The sequence below is a fragment of the Gilliamella sp. W8136 genome (assembly GCF_016101285.1).
Classification (GTDB): Bacteria; Pseudomonadota; Gammaproteobacteria; order Enterobacterales; family Orbaceae; genus Gilliamella; species Gilliamella apicola_N.
Genome location: NZ_JACFQU010000025.1, coordinates 1 through 19,524, shown reverse-complemented (window position 1 = coordinate 19,524; position 19,524 = coordinate 1). Strand labels below are relative to the sequence as shown.

12 protein-coding genes and 1 pseudogene are annotated in these 19,524 nt (G+C 32.8%); 11 read left to right on the top strand and 2 right to left on the bottom strand.

Going from position 1 to position 19,524, the window contains the following annotated elements; all coding sequences use genetic code 11:
- The first annotated feature begins 5 nt into the window (after nucleotides 1–5).
- The 3 genes from H3T96_RS14010 (at nucleotide 6) to H3T96_RS14000 (ending at nucleotide 2,913) form a co-directional block, all read left to right on the top strand.
- Nucleotides 6–491: an L-2-amino-thiazoline-4-carboxylic acid hydrolase gene (locus tag H3T96_RS14010; protein WP_144093460.1), complete on the top strand. Its 486-nt coding sequence runs from the start codon at nucleotides 6–8 to the stop codon at nucleotides 489–491.
- Nucleotides 484–1,719 (top strand): M20 family metallo-hydrolase, encoded by a 1,236-nt coding sequence (locus H3T96_RS14005; RefSeq protein ID WP_144093458.1) that lies wholly within the window; start codon nucleotides 484–486, stop codon nucleotides 1,717–1,719. Before H3T96_RS14010 ends, H3T96_RS14005 begins: the two co-directional genes overlap by 8 nt.
- Nucleotides 1,720–2,070: 351 nt before the next feature.
- A complete protein-coding gene (locus tag H3T96_RS14000; RefSeq protein WP_144093456.1) occupies nucleotides 2,071–2,913 on the top strand; it encodes a hypothetical protein in 843 nt (280 codons plus the stop codon).
- A gap of 142 nt (nucleotides 2,914–3,055) precedes the next feature.
- Here the strand turns inward: H3T96_RS14000 and H3T96_RS13995 are convergent, their stop codons facing one another.
- Nucleotides 3,056–4,636, bottom strand: coding sequence for an alpha-glucoside-specific PTS transporter subunit IIBC (locus tag H3T96_RS13995; protein WP_144093454.1), 1,581 nt, complete (start codon nucleotides 4,634–4,636; stop codon nucleotides 3,056–3,058).
- A 113-nt stretch (nucleotides 4,637–4,749) separates the two neighbouring features.
- Nucleotides 4,750–6,078 (bottom strand): 6-phospho-alpha-glucosidase, encoded by a 1,329-nt coding sequence (locus tag H3T96_RS13990; protein ID WP_065602594.1) that lies wholly within the window; start codon nucleotides 6,076–6,078, stop codon nucleotides 4,750–4,752.
- 180 nt (nucleotides 6,079–6,258) lie between these two features.
- Here H3T96_RS13990 and H3T96_RS13985 point away from each other — a divergent pair, with 180 nt between their 5' ends.
- The 8 genes and pseudogenes from H3T96_RS13985 to H3T96_RS13950 all read left to right on the top strand — a co-directional run.
- Nucleotides 6,259–6,975 (top strand): GntR family transcriptional regulator, encoded by a 717-nt coding sequence (locus H3T96_RS13985; protein ID WP_039127950.1) that lies wholly within the window; start codon nucleotides 6,259–6,261, stop codon nucleotides 6,973–6,975.
- Nucleotides 6,976–7,203: 228 nt separating this feature from the next.
- The gene (locus H3T96_RS13980; protein ID WP_086351263.1) at nucleotides 7,204–7,995 is read left to right on the top strand and encodes a phosphatase PAP2 family protein; all 792 of its coding nucleotides are present in this window, start codon (nucleotides 7,204–7,206) and stop codon (nucleotides 7,993–7,995) included.
- An 859-nt stretch (nucleotides 7,996–8,854) separates the two neighbouring features.
- Nucleotides 8,855–9,877, top strand: a complete 1,023-nt coding sequence (locus H3T96_RS13975) for a type VI immunity family protein (protein WP_144093453.1) — start codon at nucleotides 8,855–8,857, stop codon at nucleotides 9,875–9,877.
- A 1,707-nt stretch (nucleotides 9,878–11,584) separates the two neighbouring features.
- Nucleotides 11,585–14,377: a type VI secretion system Vgr family protein gene (locus H3T96_RS13970; RefSeq protein ID WP_144093451.1), complete on the top strand. Its 2,793-nt coding sequence runs from the start codon at nucleotides 11,585–11,587 to the stop codon at nucleotides 14,375–14,377.
- Between the two features lie 2 nt (nucleotides 14,378–14,379).
- A complete protein-coding gene (locus tag H3T96_RS13965) occupies nucleotides 14,380–15,219 on the top strand; it encodes a DUF4123 domain-containing protein (protein ID WP_144093449.1) in 840 nt (279 codons plus the stop codon).
- A 3-nt stretch (nucleotides 15,220–15,222) separates the two neighbouring features.
- Nucleotides 15,223–17,919 carry a T6SS effector BTH_I2691 family protein gene (locus H3T96_RS13960; RefSeq protein WP_144093448.1) on the top strand — a complete coding sequence of 899 codons (2,697 nt, stop codon included), beginning with the start codon at nucleotides 15,223–15,225 and terminating at the stop codon, nucleotides 17,917–17,919.
- Nucleotides 17,920–19,020: a DUF6708 domain-containing protein gene (locus H3T96_RS13955; protein WP_144093446.1), complete on the top strand. Its 1,101-nt coding sequence runs from the start codon at nucleotides 17,920–17,922 to the stop codon at nucleotides 19,018–19,020. It begins immediately after the preceding gene.
- 19 nt (nucleotides 19,021–19,039) lie between these two features.
- Nucleotides 19,040–19,524 (top strand): annotated as a pseudogene (locus H3T96_RS13950) (hypothetical protein); the annotation flags it as partial.

Genomic DNA, 19,524 nt, shown 5'->3' with positions numbered 1-19,524 from the left:
AAGTGATGCAGGAATTTCCCGAAATTGGTATTTTACATCGTCGTAAAATCGAAGCCGAAATAATCAAGCCGATCTATGAAATATTAATAAGAAATTACGGTAACAAGGCAGCTAAAGCTGTTATTGAAGAAGCTGTTGCAAAAGCAGCTATTGACGCAGGAAAGGCGTTTGCGGCTAAAGAACCCTATGGCACTAGTGTTGAGAGTTTTGTAGCATTACAACATCTTTGGGAACAAGATGATGCATTAACAATCACTGTTGTTGAGAGTAGCCATGAGAAGTATGATTATAATGTACATCGCTGTAAATATGCTGAAATGTATAAAGAAATGGGATTAGCTGAAATCGGTTTTCTATTATCGTGTAACCGTGATAGTAAATTCATAGAAGGTTATGCACCACAAGTTAATTTAGACCGCCCTCATACAATTATGATGGGCGATGGTATTTGTGATTTTCGTTACTGTCTGCGAGTTAAAAATGATGAGTAATATACAGCCCCAAATTAATATAAAACGTCTTGAAAAGTTATTAGATGATTTTGCACAAATCGGTAGAACAGATAATGGTGGAGTGAGTCGTTTAACATTAACAATGTTAGATAAACAAGCACGTGATTTATTAATTCAAATTAGTCAATCTGCTGGCTTCAAAGTACGCATTGATGCAATCGGAAACATCTTCATACGCAGAGATGGTCTTAAGGACTTACCCGTTGTGATGACAGGCTCTCATGGTGATAGTCAACCAAAAGGGGGGCGTTATGACGGCATTTATGGCGTATTAGCCGGTTTGGAAGTGCTATTAACATTGAATGATTTTAATATTAAGACCAATCATCCCATTGAACTAGTCATGTGGACGAATGAGGAGGGTTCACGTTTTGCACCTTCCATGATGGGTTCCGCTGTTTTTACGGGAAAACTAAAACTTGAAGACGCTTATGCAATTAAAGATCAACAAGGATTTACAGTAAAACAAGCTTTAGAAAAAATAGGCTATTTGGGGAGTGATAATACAGAAAATTATTCCATTAAAGCTATTATCGAGGCTCATATTGAGCAGGGGCCTATATTGGAACTCGAACATAAAACTATTGGTATTGTTAAAGGTGCATTTGCCCAACGTTGGTACGAAGTAAATTTAAGTGGTTTGGCTGCTCATGCAGGAACTACACCAGTAAATATGCGCCAAGATGCAGTTGTCGGCTTGTCTGAATGTGTAACTGCTTTGAATCAATTGGCTTTGAATCCAGACAGTAAAGATATTCGCTTAACGGTTGGTATGATAACGGTTAGTCCTAATTCTCGTAATGTTGTTGCCGGACATTGCTTTTTTACTATTGATTTACGACATTATGATTCAGATTTGTTGGAAAGTTTTGAAACACAAATGTACGCTTTATTATCTGAAATAACAAAAAAATTAAATTTAAAACTTGAAATCAAAAAAATACTGAGTATGCCAGCCATACATTTCGATCCCGCCTGTATAAACGCTGTAAAAAATGCAACGGTAAAAAATAATTATTCTGCCATTGAGATGATTTCAGGAGCAGGTCATGATGCATGTCATTTAAGTACAGTCGCTCCGACTTCAATGATATTTATTCCTTGTATTAAAGGGATAAGTCATAATGAAGCGGAATCAATAACAACATTATGGTGTAAAGCTGGAGCGGATGTTTTACTTGATACATTACTATACTTAACGCAATAATTTATTTAATTATTTTAAATATAGCAATGGGAATTTTTAGACAATACTAATTTATCAGTTGCCATAATAAAATATGAAAAAAATTGTTTCATTACTCTTAATCAATAGGTTGTTTATCAATAATGGTTATACAACAAACAGAAAAACCTATTGCAAGCAAATTATGGAAAATCTGCCTGTTATATTCTAGCAACTTAATGCTGGTTTGTATTAAAATGGATTTAACTTACTAATTTAAATTAACTATTTATCCAGTAAAAAAATTAACTAATGCTTAGTAATTGGGTATTTATATAATATGTAATTAATATATGGATTAGTATAAATTGGATTTGTCTAGGAAAGAAATTGATGAAAAAGATTATAACAATAAAGTTGTTTTTAGTAGTTTCTACATTGGTTTTCATTATCACGAGTTTGATGGGGTATTTTAACAACGCTTTTATACCCGAATCTGTTTCTTATTTGAAACTCATCTCATTGATCATTATTTTGGTTTGTTTAGTTGGTTTCATTAACATACGGCTGTTTCATGATAAATGGTTACTTAAAAAAATGGTCAAACCTAAAGTAATAAAAACGGTTCAAAATAATGAGAAAAGTTATGAATTTTTAGATTATAGGATGAATCAAGGTGTTGCTCTTATTTGGGAAAATGATGCAATTTTTGCAAATTTTAATTTACCGGGCAATAGCAAAAATTTTAGTGGTTATATAAAGCAATTAATTCTAAAAGAGGATGGTAACTTTTATCTGTCTGTTGCGAATGGTCATAAAATTGAACAAATTGCATTTAATGAACTCACATCGACGATTCAAATTACGATTAATGCAACACATTATAGTTTCAAATCCTTATGTAAGGATGTGTTAAAGTTAGAATTAGATAAAATATTTAAATTTGCTGATCATGTTCGAAAACAAGTATCTCTCAATGAAAAATATATTTTTACATTTGATCCTCCGACAAAAGTCTTGTTACCCATAAATAACAACAACGAACTATTTGAAATCGAAAAATACTATATTTTTCATAATAATGATAAAGCAATCTTAATGAAAAACGTATCAAAACAGAAAAGAACTTTAGCACCAATTGAGAATATTAAATGTAAAATAGAGTTTGAAAACGGCGAAAAAATTGATATTAAAAAATGGTTAGAGTATTTGTGTGATACAACCGATATTAATTAAATATAGGTTAATCATTAAGAGGTAAGAAATCAGGTTTATTATTCAATAGACTGCTACTTAAATATTTTTTGTTAAATAATTTAGTACAAAAAGGCAATATAAATAGCAAGGTATCTGTATTGCCTTTTTTACTAGATTGATTTTATTTCATTAATGCATTTATCTCTTCTCTGACAAGAGGAACCGTTAATCCTACAATAATTTGTATAGATTTGCCTTTGTTTACGATATTTATTGCACCATTACTTTGAAAATATTCGACGTCATACACTAATTCTGGATTGTTAATTTGAACACGAAGCCGAGTTGCACAATTAGTTAAATGTGAAATATTATCTTTTCCTCCTAAACCTTCAAGAAAAGCTATCGCTTTCTGTCTAATTTCATCATTTTGTTTTTCTTCCTCATCTGTTTGGGTACTCGTTGTTGAGTTATGTTTACTATTTTTATAATCAGCTTTAGTAAACAATTTTATATTGGTATCTGCGCGTCCCGGAGTCATTAAATTAAATCTGAGGATAAGAAATTTAAATACAAAATAGTAAATTACGGTGAAAGTCAACCCAATCACAATTTGAATAACATAAGTAACCCAATGATTTGCACCTAATGGTAACCAATTTTGGAAGATGAAATCGATCACACCTAAATAGAAATTTCCGGATACACCAAACATAAACATGATTGTTGCCATTGTTGCTGCTAAAAGAGCATGAGCTAAAAATAGCATTGGCGCAATAAATAAAAACGTAAACTCAATGGGTTCAGTAATACCGGTCAAAACTGCAGTGATTGTTGCACCAATTAATAATCCAAAAACCATTTTTTTATTTTCAGGTTTGGCGGTTGAATAAATCGCCATCGAGATGCCAGTGCAACCAAATACCTTTCCCATACCAATAAGCATAAATCCGCCTTGAGGGAAAAGTTCTGTTAATGATTTAGTGCTATCTGCAAATTCTGAAATGTGTGAAATCCAATAATTTACAGTCCCGCCATCAGTAACAATTGGACCGAAGTAAATTGGGCCATAGACAAAATGATGCAAACCCGTTGGTATTAAAATTCGCTCTAAAAAAGTAAATAGCCAAACACCAATAGCCCCAGAATTTAAAATAATCACTTGTAGGCTTTGTATTCCACTTTGGATTGGAGGCCAAACAATAACGGTTAATATAGCTAGTATTAGCATTAAAGGAAAACTAAGAATGACAATAATTGGGGTTCCAGTAAATACATTTGCCCACTCAGGTAAACGTAAATCATAAAAGCGATTATGGAGCCAAACGGTGAAACTTGCAGTTAAAATTGAGCCAACGATTGACGTATCTAAAGTTAAGACACCACAAATTTGAATTAATCCAGCTTGCCCTATTTGATAATTTATCCCTAATTGTTCACTCCATACATCAATAATCCCACCAATAAAATAATTGAATGTTAGATATGAAATAAAAGCTGCAAGTACTGCACGCCCTGATGCTTTTTTGGCTAAAGCAATAGGTAAACCTAGAGCGAAAAGCATTGGCATATTTTGAAATAAAACCATCGATGCCTTTTGTAGTATGCCAAGAATTTTTACATATGTAGAACCCTCAGTAGCGAATGGAAACAAATGGGGATTAAGTAAAACAACGGTTAAACCTAACAAAATACCGGCAGCAGGAAATAATAAAACCGGAACAAACATTGCTGCACCAAAGCGTTGAATTGTATTTCTCATATAGACATTAATCCTTTAACAAATTGATTAATATTTATTTTAATTTATTGATAACTTATGCTAACACTAAGGTTTGATAGCAAACCTAGTGTTATTTGTTTCAATTAAATTAATTATTTAAAAAATTGAGGTAGATATTTTCTATTTTCGTTTAATATTTCTTCGACGATTGTTTTCGCTTTAGGTACATTAACCACTGTTCTATTTAGTGTTAATGCATTAATAAGCTTTTGCTTCGAACCTTCATACCAAGCATCAACGACAAGTTTTTCATAACCTAATTGAATTTCAATCATTGCTTTTTGGAATGTTGGAATATTACCGATAGTAAACGATTTAGGTCCATCTGATGTGAGCATGCATGGTATTTCAACCATTGCATCATCTTGAATGTTATTAATAGCGCCATTGTTAGGAACAATGACAAGGTAGATATCGCCTTTGTTATACGCTAAAGATGATGCTACGCGGATCATATACCGACCATGTATATCATCATGAAGATCTTCCCCTTGAATTGAATTTTTTTCAATGATGCGACGGCACATTTCAAATACTTGTTTTTCTCGTCCATTAATAACCTGACGAGCTCGGGTATTATTGATATCCTCTTTACTAACCATTTTTTCCGGATACAAATAATATTGTAAATAAGTGTTTGGTAGGAATTCTGGATTATCCCTTAACATTATTTCCATATTCTTGAACGTTGCTTGCCAAGAAGGGTCATTAGCAATAACCGAATCAACGGCGCTAATACCCTCTTTTAAGATAATGTCTTTAATCTTTTGAGTAAGATCTTCTCCCTGTTTATTTTTTATTTTTGTGAACCAACCATAATGATTAAGACCAAAATATTCAGGTACAAAATCCCAAATTTGACAGCCAAGTAATTTGGCATAACTCACCATTATAGCTGCAGGCATATCACAGATATTTAAAATTCGTTTGTCATCAGGAAATTCTCTATTTAAAGCTTCGGCAACAATAGCGGCAGGGTTAGTATAATTTAAGATCCAAGCCTCTTTTTGATAACATCGGATTTCACGAATAAGATCTATCATGTCACCAATAGAACGTAGGCCATAAGCCATTCCGCCTGCGCCACAGGTTTCTTGACCTACGCACTGATGCGAAAGAGGAATTTGCTCATCACGTTCCCGCATTTTCAATCCACCCGTTCGGATTTGCATAAAAAAGAAATCGGATTTTTCAAAAGCCACTTTTCTGTCTGTGGTATAGATAAATTCTTCAAGCTCTGGATAAAGTTCCTGAAACATTATTTTTGTCGCTTTAGCATTAAGTTCTTGGCGTGGTGCGTCAATATCATAGAAAACAACTCGTTTTAAAGGAAAGTTATCTTTTTCAGTAATCAGACTTCTCATAATACCTAACGTATAAGTGCTTCCCGCCCCAACAACAGTTAAATTTATCTTTTTCATAGTTTTTCCTAATTGTATTGTTGATTAAAAAAACAAATAAAGTACAAATATGTTATCAATAAGTATTATTTAAAATAATACTTATTTAATACAAATGTGAAAATGATCACAAAATATTTTTAACCTCAATTTGCTAATTAAATGATAAAATGACATAAATTTAATCTGTTGAGACTTTAAATGGCAAAACCACTATACCGACAAATAGCTGAAACCTTTGAACAAAAAATTTATTCTGGTGAATTGGATTTAGAAGATGTGTTACCCACAGAGCAGGCTTTACAAGACCTCTATAAAGTCAGTCGTGTGACTGTTCGCAAAGCGCTTGAGCAATTGGAAAATCTTGGATTAGTAGAGAGAATTAAAGGAAGTGGGACTTATGTAAAATATAATTCAGCCAAGCATGATGCGATTCAATTGAAAGGATTTGATGAAAATATTACTTCGTTAGGTCGAATAGCGGGTACAAAAGTAATACATTTCCAATTAGAACAAGCTTTACCGGCTATTGCTAAACATTTAAAAATAGAAGTTGGAGCGTCAATATTTTCAATAATACGTATAAGAACAATTGATGATGAGCCAGAAATTTTAGAACAAAGCTATATGCCACTCTCATTATTTCCTGATTTAAGCGTTAAAGTCATGCAATCATCAAAGTACTATTATGTAGAGCACCAGAAAGGCTATCAAATATCCCATAGTAAGCAAGATGTAAAACCCGTTTTGGCAACAAATATCGTTGCTAAACATTTAAATATTGATACAAATCATCCAATATTACGGCTTCGCTCAGTGAGTGAATTAAAGACGGGTGAAAGATTTGAATACAGTATTCAATATTTAAGAGGATTTCAGTATCGATTCGAATATATTGCCCGTAGGGGATTAGGTTAACTTGCTATTTTGGAAAATATATCACTTAAAGGTATTTTATATAACTACAAAAGTCCTAATATTATTGTAAACGGTAAAAATATCGTATAATTTATGTTAAATATATTTTATAATCTATAAAAATTTAGAGCGTTGGTGCTCCATTAGTTAATCGCTTTTTTATAATTTCAAGTTCTCCATAATTAATTCATTGTTGTTTAATCATAAATTAGGTAATAGGAGTAAATAATGAAAAAAAATGTAAGCGTTAATAAACTGACAATATTGATTTCTGCACTCTATTGTTCTCTATTTTTTTCATCATCATTCGCTTTTCAAAAAGGCTCAACTGAAGATTTTTTAGGTCATGAAATAGGGATTACTTATCATACTGCTGAGCAAGCTGTAAGTAGTAAAGCCTATTTGCCAATCTATCCAAAAGAAGGTACTCCTGAATTTGAAGCAGACAAGATTGCTTATCTTCATGGGTATAACCTTAAAGGAACAGAACGTTGGAAACAGGCAACCACAGATGCTGACTTGCATACCCCAAACGTGGCTAAAATTTTTTCTGCTCCTTTAGGTATCACAATTTCACCTGAAACAACTCCAACTTTATATAAAATGCTAGGCGATCTTCTGGTGGATTCAGCGGATAATGCGACTAAAACAGCGAAAGAAGCATATAATAGAGGGCGTCCATTTGTCTACTTCGGTAATCATAGCTGTCAACCTGAAGATGAAGAAGAACGTTTACGTCAAAATGGATCGTTTCCGTCAGGTCATACTTCATACGGGTGGACTTTAGCATTAGTTCTTGCTCAAATAGCTCCATCACACGCTGAAGCAATTATAAAACGTGGATATGAATTTGGTCAGAGTCGTATGATCTGTGGTGCTCATTGGCAAAGTGATGTGGATGCAGGACGACTTGTGGGTGCGGTTGAATATTCTCGCTTACTTACTATTCCCAAATTTCAAGAAGATCTTAAAAAAGCAACAGAAGAAGTTCAAAATCAACTTAATTTAGTTAATAAATAAATAAAGATGAATGATATGAATTTTTATCATTCTATATCATGATTAGGGAAAGTAATGAAAAATTATTTTCCCTAATAGGTTAAAAATTAACTATTGAGCAAAGAATTAAAAAATAACCAATATGTAGTTAGCTATATGTTTTATAATTATTTTTAGTAATAGTATTAATATGCCATTTTGGTATGACTTTTTTTATAATCCTATATTATTTATTTGAAAATAAGGTTGAGTTATCCATTCCCAAAAAATAAAAGTGCTACATATGAGGTGATAGTACATTTTATTGAAGCGTATCCGCACCATCATTGTATAAATTTTGCTCAAAATATTGAGGCTAATTTAAAAAAGTCAAATAATCAGATAAAAATGGTTGCAAATTATTATAAAACAGGTAGTTTATACACTATTCTTGGTTATTTTTTGTAAGTTTTTGTAAGTTACTGATCAATTAAATATCAATAAAATCACATCCGTTACAATGATAATCATGAAGCAAAAAAAATACTTAAAAAAAATTAATATGAGAAATATGTAAATATTAATCATTATAATATGCAAGGGTTATAAAAGGAGAAAAGTATGAAATATGAATCATTCGAATTCATTAATCAGTCGTATGTAAATTTTAATCATAATTGTTATACTTTAACTATTGATGAGATAAATTTTATCATTTCATCTTTTAATGTTGTTCATAACAAACAATTAAACCAATACTGGTTTAACGCCATTTTTTTTATCACTATAGCTAATATTTTATCTATTAATTCTCAATTTTTTAATACCAATAAAACGTTTTATATGTAATACAATTAGGTATTGATTAATGCAATGTCACATAAAAAAATAGGATAAACCAATGAACGATAAATTGCAGAAACTATTAGATGAATATAAACAAAACTATGATAAATTTGGTTTCGGTCATTATTTGGACTTCGATCACACCGAAAGTGCTTTAAAAATTGGCCTAGTTGGATGTTTTTACTTAGATAAATCTTATAAAGCTGAGAAACGTCAAGCAATTAACCAAGTTCTAGCACTATACGATAAAAATTGGGGGGATCACCTTACTCATGGTTTTGGGAATGGGGATTCCAATACGCTCTATCGTTATCAAAATATCAGTTTAGCTCAAAAGATAATACTCAATAATGGGTTTTGTTTAGATACTTTAAGTTTTTATTGGAGTAACGTAGATAAACTATATCTCATTCCTGATTATTTAATTAAAGTTTTATCAAGATCTGAATCACTGGAAAAAGAATTTAACACAGTGAGTTATTTACAATTTTATTTGCCAATTTATGAATTAAAATATTTTGGTGTTGATAAAATGGTAGAATTTATCCAACAAGTCAGCCAAATTTTAAAACCTTTACATGGTTTTTTTGGTTTAGGTATAAGACAACGTTATAAATATTATGATTATCAATATTTAGAAGGTGAATTAGCTCGTAAATATTTAGGCTTAGATATTTCTACCGATGAAGAAGATATACATTTTCGAGATGGATTTAAAAGCATTAACTGGCTAACTATTCTTAATGAAGAACTTTTTACTGAAAAATTAGGTAGTCTTGATGAAGTAAAACAGAAAAATAGTGATGAAGGAGTTATTTTTCATCCTTACGATGGGGGAGTAGTTGTTCAGGCTGGTGAAGTACCAGAATTTTGTGATGTAGGTCGAAACCCTTATCCTGAACATTACGTTAATGCTAATGCATTATTAAAAAATGCTCGTGCTCCATGGATTGCTTCATTTGGTTTTACCTCTAATAACGGTAAAATTCAAGATAGCCAAACATCTAAAGAATGGCAATCACGTTTCGACGATGTAACTCCAACCGATCTTCCTCAAGAGGAATCTGAAGAAGAGTAAAGTGTTGGGACTAAATGAAACTTGTATGTTTCTTTTAAAATTGTTTTATCCCAATAGTTAGACTTTGTTAACTAAAATTATAAAATACCTGATCTTTTACTATTAATATTAGTCTTTTGAACTATTGTTAAAAAGTTTTAGATCAGGTATATGTTTTGATTTAAGTCTATTTTATATAAAAATATTTATTTTAAACTGCAACGTTATTTTATGAAAAAGCTCTAGACTAACAATAGAATTCATTAATAAATCGTTTAGACCTAAATATTTGAGATAGATTGTTGCACAACACAACACAACACAACACAACACAACACAACACAACACAACACAACACAACACAACACAACACAACACAACACAACACTTAAAAAGTTTAAAAAATCTGAATGTTTCTAATCATACATAACTTTTCATTAATACCAGAAAATTTAAATCAATTTAAAAGACGAAATGGTATAGACTCCTGAATAATTTTTACAAAATTAATCATAACTTATTTATATAATTAAATTTTTAAATATCTTTAACTCAATTATTTAATTACTCAAAAATTTTATTCATAATTTTATTTTTATTTCTAAAAAGAAATTTTTTCTGTAATTGGTGGTTAGTTATTTATGCCAAAAGGTTTCAAGTTATAGCTATATTTGAGTAAAAATCAATTTTAGGCCTAATGATTTAAAAAGTACTTTTGCAGAATACACAAAATCCAAATTCTATCTACAATTCACAATTACCATTATTGTTTAGAATTTAAAATTGGCGTGATTTTATAATGAAACGGTATAGACTCCTGAATATTTTTTACATAGTAAATTATAACCCAATAACATAATTAGATTATTTAAAATAACTTCAACCCAATTATTTAATCACACTAAAATCCTGTTTATAGCCAAATTGAGCGTTTTATAAAACCACTATTTTTAATATTTGAAAAATCAGTTATTTTGTCAAAAAGTTTCAGATTATGGTTATGTTTGAGTAAAAATCAATTTTTAGGCCTAATGATTTAAAAAACACTCTACAAAATACTTATGCAGAATACACAAAATCCAAATTCTAACTACAATTCACAATTACCATTATTGCTTAGAATTTAAAATTGGCGTGATTTTATAATGAAACGGCATAGATTCCTGAATATTTTTTACATAACTGATTATAACAAAATGATATAATTAAGTTTTTGAATGTCTTTAACTCTATTATTTAACTAATCTAAAATTTTATTCATAATTTTATTGGTATTTTTAAAGAGAAAATTTTTTTGGTAATTGTTGGTTAGTTATTTATGCCAAAAGCTTTCAGGTTATGTTTGAATAGAAGTGATTTTTTAGATATAACTTTTAATAAAAATTCGGTGCAAAATACTCAATAAAAAATCTGCAAAAATCAAGTTCCATTAATCCTTTTTTGATCATGTTTAAATAACAAATCTTTAATGATTTGTTATAAATATAATTAATAATATCAGTAAGTTATATGTGTAATTAAACTTAAAGAAATATTAAAAAAAGATTGCAAAAAACGTAAAAAAGCGTATTTTATACGCTCTTTAGATTATTTTTTAACGTAACTTCATAAAAATATTTAACTAATAATGGTAAATCATTAAAATAATCAATTTTTTAGTAAAAAATAATATTAAATAAATATTAATAATAAATAGTTCAATAAAACAAAGTTTTATTTGCAGCGCACATGAAATATATCGAGGATAGCATGGATAAAGGATTAACCAATTTGATGGATCAATTGGGCAATGGTTTAAGTCGTGGTTTAAAGCAAGGTTTAGTTAATGGAGCAGGACATAATCGTTATACGTTAAATATTGATGGTTTGCCTGCTGAGGTTTCAGTTTTACAAGTTGAGGGTAATGAGCAGCTTAATCAACCTTGGCACTATACGATTACTTTCACCAGTTCGGATAAACAACTATCTGTTGAATCCTTTCTTAACCAAAATGCCCGTTTGAGTTTTAACCCTGCTAATTCTGGCAGTTTAAGCGACTTTGCAACTCAAGGACTTAATGCACTTAATTCCTTAACCTCTGCTAATCCATTAGATGCATTAAAACAGTCTGAGCCATTAAAACAGTTAGATAAACTTAAACAATCCAATCCACTTGATTCGCTTAACTCTTTAACCCAGTTTAATCCGCTTAATCCGTTAAACTCACTATTATCTCAAGGCGGCTCACGCACTCTTTATGGTGTGATTACCCAGTTCAGTCAATTATCAGTCAGTAATGATGAAGCCCGTTATCAAGTTGTCTTATCCTCGCAATTAGCCAAACTGGCATTAAGTCATAACTGTGCTATTTTTCAGAATCAAAGCGTTATCAGTGTGGTTGAAGAGGTCTTGCGTGGTCACGGTTATACCGGGATTGATTATCGTTTAGCACTTAAAGAGCAATACCCAGAGCGTGAATTTGTCACCCAGTGGCAGGAGAGTGACCTTGAGTTTATTCAAAGACTGCTTGCTGATGTGGGGGTCTATTTCCGATTTGAAACGCATGGTGAACACAATTGTGATGTGATGGTCATCAGTGATTATGAGCAAGGTTATCAGCAGGTGGCTGATATTGTGTACAAACAACCGAGCGGCACACTGGATAACGGCGTTGAAAGTGTCTGGGATATAACCTTACACAGTCAGATGGTGGAATTTTCTGTACAAGTACAGGATTATAACTACCGCGATGCGCAGGCGAATTTACTGGGTGAGGTTAACAGTCAACTAAAAGATAACACCACTTATGGCACTGATTACCGTTATGATGAGCACTATAAAGGATTAAATAGTAATGGTAGTAATGCCAATAACAATGATATAAATAATCACAACAGTAATAATGATGACGATATTGATAGTGACACAAATAATCATGATGACGATGATGAAAACGGTGGTGATATCGATACCGATGATAGTCAAGGCAGTAACGGCAATAATAACGATAATAGTCGCGATAACAACAGTGATATTAGCACTAACTCTGGTAATACGAGTAATGGTGTTGAAAGTGGTGAATGGTATGCCCGCATTCGCCATGAACACGCCATTAGTCGTCAAATTGTTATCCGGGGTAAAAGCAATCAGGCCAATTTAGCCCCGGGTCAACATATCCGCATCAAAGGCAGTGCGATTGCCGGAATAGATGAGGGGGTAATGATATTAACGGTGCAAGGACAGGGAAACCGCAGTGAGGCTTATGAACTGATTTTTACTGCTATACCTTACCAACCATTAAAACCTTACCGCCCGGAGCCGATTCCTTTTCCGACTATTGACGGCACTTTACCGGCACGGGTGACCAGTCCGAATAATGACACCTATGGTTATATTGATACACAAGGGCGCTATCGGGTTAAATTTAACTTTGACTTAAAAGAGTGGCGAAACGGTGAAGAGAGCTTATGGTTAAGACTGGCTAAACCGTATGCAGGCAGTACCTATGGTTTTCACTTTCCACTGATTGATGGCACAGAAGTTGCGGTAGCGTTTACTAACGGTAATCCGGACCGACCTTATATCGCGCATGCGATGCATGACAGCCAACACCCTGACCATGTGACCGCCATAAACAAACACCGAAATGTAATTCGTACCCCTGCTAACAACAAACTGCGGATGGATGATAAGCGCGGACAAGAGCACATTAAGTTAGCGACCGAATACGGTAAAACCCAGCTTAACATCGGGCATTTAGTTGACCAAAACAAAGAGCAGCGTGGTGAGGGATTTGAACTGCGCACCGATGAGTGGGGTGCGATTGCTGCCAATAAAGGTTTATATCTGACCAGTCAGACCGAGCCTAAGGCACAGGGTAAACAGCTTGATATGCAAGGAGCCATTACCCAGCTTGAAAATGCGTTATCAATTGCTAAAGCACTGCAAAATGCAGCAACTGCCTCTGAAGCTCATGGCGCGGATACCGACAGTCAGGAGCAACTTAAAGCGACATTAACTCAATTAGCCCAAAGCGGCATTATTGCTTATGCACAAGAGGGCATCGCTTTAACCAGTCCGGAAAATATTCAACTGTCAACGTCAAACAGTGTATCGGTGACCAGTGAAAACCAGACTGACATCAATGCGTTAAAAAACATTACCGTCTCATCCGGTGAATCCATCGGTCTGTTTGCTCATAAATCGGGAATGAAAGTTTTTGCCAACCAAGGTGATGTAAACGTGCAGGCGCAAAATGCCAACCTGAATATGGCTGCCAAGCAAGATATTAAAATAGATAGTGTAGATGGCAGTGTTGATTTGTCAGCTGCAAAAGAAATCACCTTAATGTGTGGTGGTTCATACATCAAAATTAGTAGTGCTGGGATTGAACTGGGCACCGCTGATAATGTTTATATAAAAAGTAATGCTATGCAAAAAATGGGTCCAGCACAAAGAAATATTCAGCGAGAATTACCATCGATATGTAATGGTGTACAACAAGATGAGGCAAATAAGCATGCTATTATTGTGGAAAGATAACGATGATTAAAACCATATCAGAAACAGATATCAGTAATATAATAGCTGAACAAATGAATCGATTTGGCAAGGTATATTTATTAATTGATCCAAAAATTAACGATGATTTTTTCTTTGAACATAATTTTGAATTTGAATCAATTGTACCAATTCGAGATAGACAAGATACAGTTTCACAAGATCATGAATGCTTACAGTTATGTACAATAAAAAAAGGTGTAAGTTATATTGATCAAGTGATTAGTGAGTTAAAGAATAATCAATCGGCTGCAATTGCTTTAATTATCTCACCGTACAGTGTGAAAAACATACAAAATCATATTAGTAATGCTATGTTTATGTCGTATAAAGCTAAATGTTATTTTTTAAGATTTTATGACCCATATGTCTTAAAACATTTAGTAAATATTTTAAATAAAAAGCAATTAAATCAATTATTAGGCGTCATTCAATATTGGTACTATTGGCAAAATAGTTATATCGAATTACATCACAAACCAGAATTAATACTGTCAGATATTGATTATGAAATAACAACAAATCAATGGCAAAAAATTAATATTGCTCAAGCTTATAACGCTTATGAATATCAAATGATGAGACAACAAAATTCTCCTTTGTCAGGGAGTCAACAAAACACTCTAACATTGATTTTAGACTGGATTTACAAAGCGTCATTTAATACGCCAGAACAACAAAAAATGGATTATATTGTTAATCATGTTATGGAAAAATCCGAACCATTTTTTCAGAGAACTTCCTACAATCAATTTTCCAATATGATGAAAAATAGTAATATTCATCAAATTAAAAAATATTTGCAACAATTAGAGCAGGAATAAAATATGGCATCAATAGATGAATTAATTAAATTAATAGCAGCTGCAAAAATTAAGGAGAACGATTCTGGTAGGCGGTGTCCAAAATGTCAAGAAAAAGAAGGCGATTTAATTGTTCTACCAACTCGGTTATCAGTTAGCGGTTATTTAGCTAAAAACCGTATGATAAAAAATAATCTTAAAGCTAATGTAGAAGTCCCTCCTTTACCAGATTTTGCTCAAGAAATGGTAAAAAATTTACCATTAGAACACTCTAATTATTGTATACAAATGCTTAGACAAGGTTATTTATATGTGCTTGTTGACTATAAAAATGGTAAGAAAGAGTGGCGAGCATTTTCTTCCAGCCCTGAAGGATGTCTAACAGAGTTTGAAAATATTAATACGATACCCTCGATTCCCCCTGATTATAATTGCAATATAGCTACTGACGGAGCGGATGCTTCATATATCAGTTTTAAAAATAGTAAAGATATCTATAAAATTCATTTTATTTTTAGTCCAAATAAAATAACTAATGAACGGTTAGAGTTTTACCTGACTACTCCAGAATTTGAACTAGAAGGCATGACACCAGATCAAATACGAAGTGGTCAGAGATCGATAAAAGATGAAGCTTTACTTTCAAATATACTAGAGTTTTCAACGGCAATAGAGATTGCCGAACAAGAAGCTTTTTTGCACAGTAAATTGCCTTATGAATTTAAACTTGGAGAACGGGATAATGCTAACAAACAACTTCAATTAACTCATTACATATATACAAATCGCGCCACTTTTTTTGATAAAGATATTCAGAAATATTATGGTCGTTATTTATCACTCTGTAAAAAATTAAACGCTCGCAAAGGTGCTGCAATTGTAATTAATGATGCGATAGGAATTACACAAAGTTTAAATAATCGTCGTAACGAAGCGCTTGAAAAAAGAATGAAACCCTGGATGGAAGCTAAAGATAATGAAGGGATTTCGAATGAACATCGTCTAATTGTTAAAAAACAACTTGATGAATTTAAAAAGTCATTTCATGATCGCCGTATAAAAAAGTTAACACAGAGTTACTCGAAATCGGTTGAGCTGCAAAAAAAACAGAATACTAAAGCAATGCAAGGTATTTATATACCTGAAGGTCTTAAAAACCAAAGTAATAAAATACTTGATAAGAGTGAAGAATGGTATAACGAAAATGTGGAATCTATCTATACAAAAGAGCTAGCAGAGAAAGAGTTTCAAGAAAAATATTGGAGTCGTTTATCACACGAAAAATTTAATAAATTTGAAAATGATTTTAAAGAAAAATCAGAACAAGCTGAAAAACTTGCAAAGCTAAGAACTAAAGACTACATAAAATGGTTAAAATCTGAGCAATTGATTACAGCATTAGATCTTTATGATGAAAGCAAAAAACTCGACGGAATTATGTTTCAATTTCAGATGAGTATGTGCCTACATGGTACAAGCAGTTCGCCAGAAATTACCGATATACTTGACCAATGGTGGAATGCATCGCAAATTACCCGTGATAACTTAGTTATGCGTACATACCTTTTTAACAATAAAAGTTTAATTGATGACATCAATCAATATTTAGATATACAACGATCAATTGCGATAATTGATGCTCCTGAAACAGATGAGACTGATCCCAATGTTAATAAAGCAATTGAACTATTAAATAACCTTACTGAACATATTAACACAGTAGGTTCTATTATAGATCAACTAGCAGAACGAGGATTTCCAATAGCAATATTATCCTTGACATTAACAGATTTAGTAAGAAATTTTTTAAGAATTACTGTATCGAGTGCCGAGGTGCGTCTCCACAATGCCGTGGGGAATCTTATCATAAGTTCGCTTAATCGAACCGCGACTAATATGTATGGTATGGGTTATAATATTAATCGTGTAAGATTTTCAGCTACGGCTAATCGAGGTGTTCCGCAACTTGAAAATATTGCACAAGAAAACTTCCGAAATGCTGATTTAGTCAATACTCGTTTTGCTATCGTCTTACTTGGATTCAGCGCTTACGATTCATACCAAAAATTTAAAACAGGTCATATTGATAATATTCGGGAAGTAGCTGAATTCCTTACATCGACTGTGACAAGCATTGCTGCCGCCTTACAGGTATATATAAGCACAATTGAATATAGCATTGGTAACAAACCAAATTCTAAAATTGCACATGTTACTATTAATGCCTTTGGTCGGTTGTTTTTGTGGTCGGCAAGTATATCTACGATAGCTGGGGGGGTAATGGGGGTATTAGATTTTATAGATGGATATACAGAGGGTAAAGCTGGGAATAGCATTTTAGAAATTTCATATTATGCAAGAGGACTGGCAACATTGGCGCTTAGTATTGGGCAATTTGTAACTGTACTAGGTACGCTTGCACCATGGTTAGATAGGATTGTTAGTTATAGTACAAAACGAACCATTTGGGTGAAAATAGCTGATTTGGGGCTTTCAATTGGACGCTTTGCACTTAGAAGTGCCCTTGTTATAGGGAGAATTGTATTTATGGCTTCATTTATTATACTAATTGTTTCGTTTGTGCTTATTATTACTGATGACAATGCACTTCAAAAATGGTTTGATCGCTGCTGTTTTGGCAAGGAACCAGACCGTAAAAAATTTGCAGATTTAACTGAAGAATTAACAACCTGGAATCAAGCTATTACGGAGACTTTATAGATGTATATTGGTGAATATTTATTATGGTTTGGCAACTCCATAAAAAAAGAGACACGAAAAAAATTAGAAATGAGTTATAGCAGTAGTGATATGAAACTCAGCGAAGTTGAAAAGGATTGGACTAAGGAGTCAGTCAGTAATAACCCAAGAGCCATTGGCCCATACTATGCCTATAACGATCGCTATCTTGAGATTCGTGGTGGAATGTTTGAAAATTTTCGAGGGATTCTCACTTGGATTAGTCTATTAATTTTTTTTATTCCTTTTAGTTCAGGTTATTACTGTATTAATCATATTATAATGTTATATTGTGGTGAAACAGATAAGATAGCTAGTCATATAATAGCTATCATATTCTATTCTATTGTTTTTTTCCCTTCACTTTATTTATGCATCCGCTATTTTCGTTATGTTTATCGATTGGAACTGTTTACCATACGCCATATACGGGTACGGTTTAATCGGGTAACAAGGCAAGTTTATATTCAGCGCCCTAAATATTGCGGTGGTACTGTCGTATTTAAATGGGATCATATTATGCCGGGTAACTTTGGTGACAGTGGTTCGGATATGAATGGCACCAATATGGTGAATTTAATTGTTTTTCATCCTTATAAAACGGGTTTTCCTATTGCTCACTCAGTCGGGATAGGGAAAAATACCTATAAAGGTCAGGACTATAAAGATGAATGGGAATTTATTCGCCGTTATATGGAAGATGGGCCAGAAAATTTACCCAAACCAAGACTTAGCACCCATTTACCAATGCCATTTCATGGATTAGGTGGCCATATCAGCCCGATGATCCACGCTGCACAAAATTCAAAAAGCATAATGATGTATCTGTTATTAATCCCGGTATTTTTAATACTATTACCCGTTTACACGGCAGGTTATTTTATATCGGAATGTTTATGCTGGCAGCCACGTTGGCCAAAGGTGATTAGGCAAGCAGGTAAAAAAGGCAAACCCATACCCAAAGAAACAACCTTATCAGACTATCCACCTGACGTACAAAAAGGCATTTTAGAGAGTCGATTAGAGTGGTGCGTTTTGGATGAAAAAACCGGAAAATACGTTGATTACGGTAATAGTGATTAAAAAAGGGATGTAAAGGTTAATGTATATCGGTGAATATTTATTATGGTTTGGCAACTCCATAAAAAAAGAGACACGAAAAAGATTAGAAATGAGTTATAGCAGTAGTGATATGAAACTCAGCGAAGTTGAAAAGGATTGGACTAAAGCGTCAGTCAGTAATAACCCAAGAGCCATTGGTCCATACTATGCCTATAACGATCGCTATCTCGAGATTCGTGGTGGAATGTTTGAAAATTTTCGAGGAATTCTCACATGGATTTCTCTACTCATATTTTTAATTCCTATAACTAGTAGCTTTTATGTACTTATAATATTTTTTAAAATAAATAACAATCAATGGGACGCCGATAAAATTGGCTCAGGAATTTTCGCCATGATTGTTTTTGCTATTATCTCATTGATTCTTATTTATTTATATGTCCGCTATTTCCGTTATGTCTATCGATTGGAACTGTTTACCGTACGCCATATACGGGTACGCTTTAATCGGGTAACAAGGCAAGT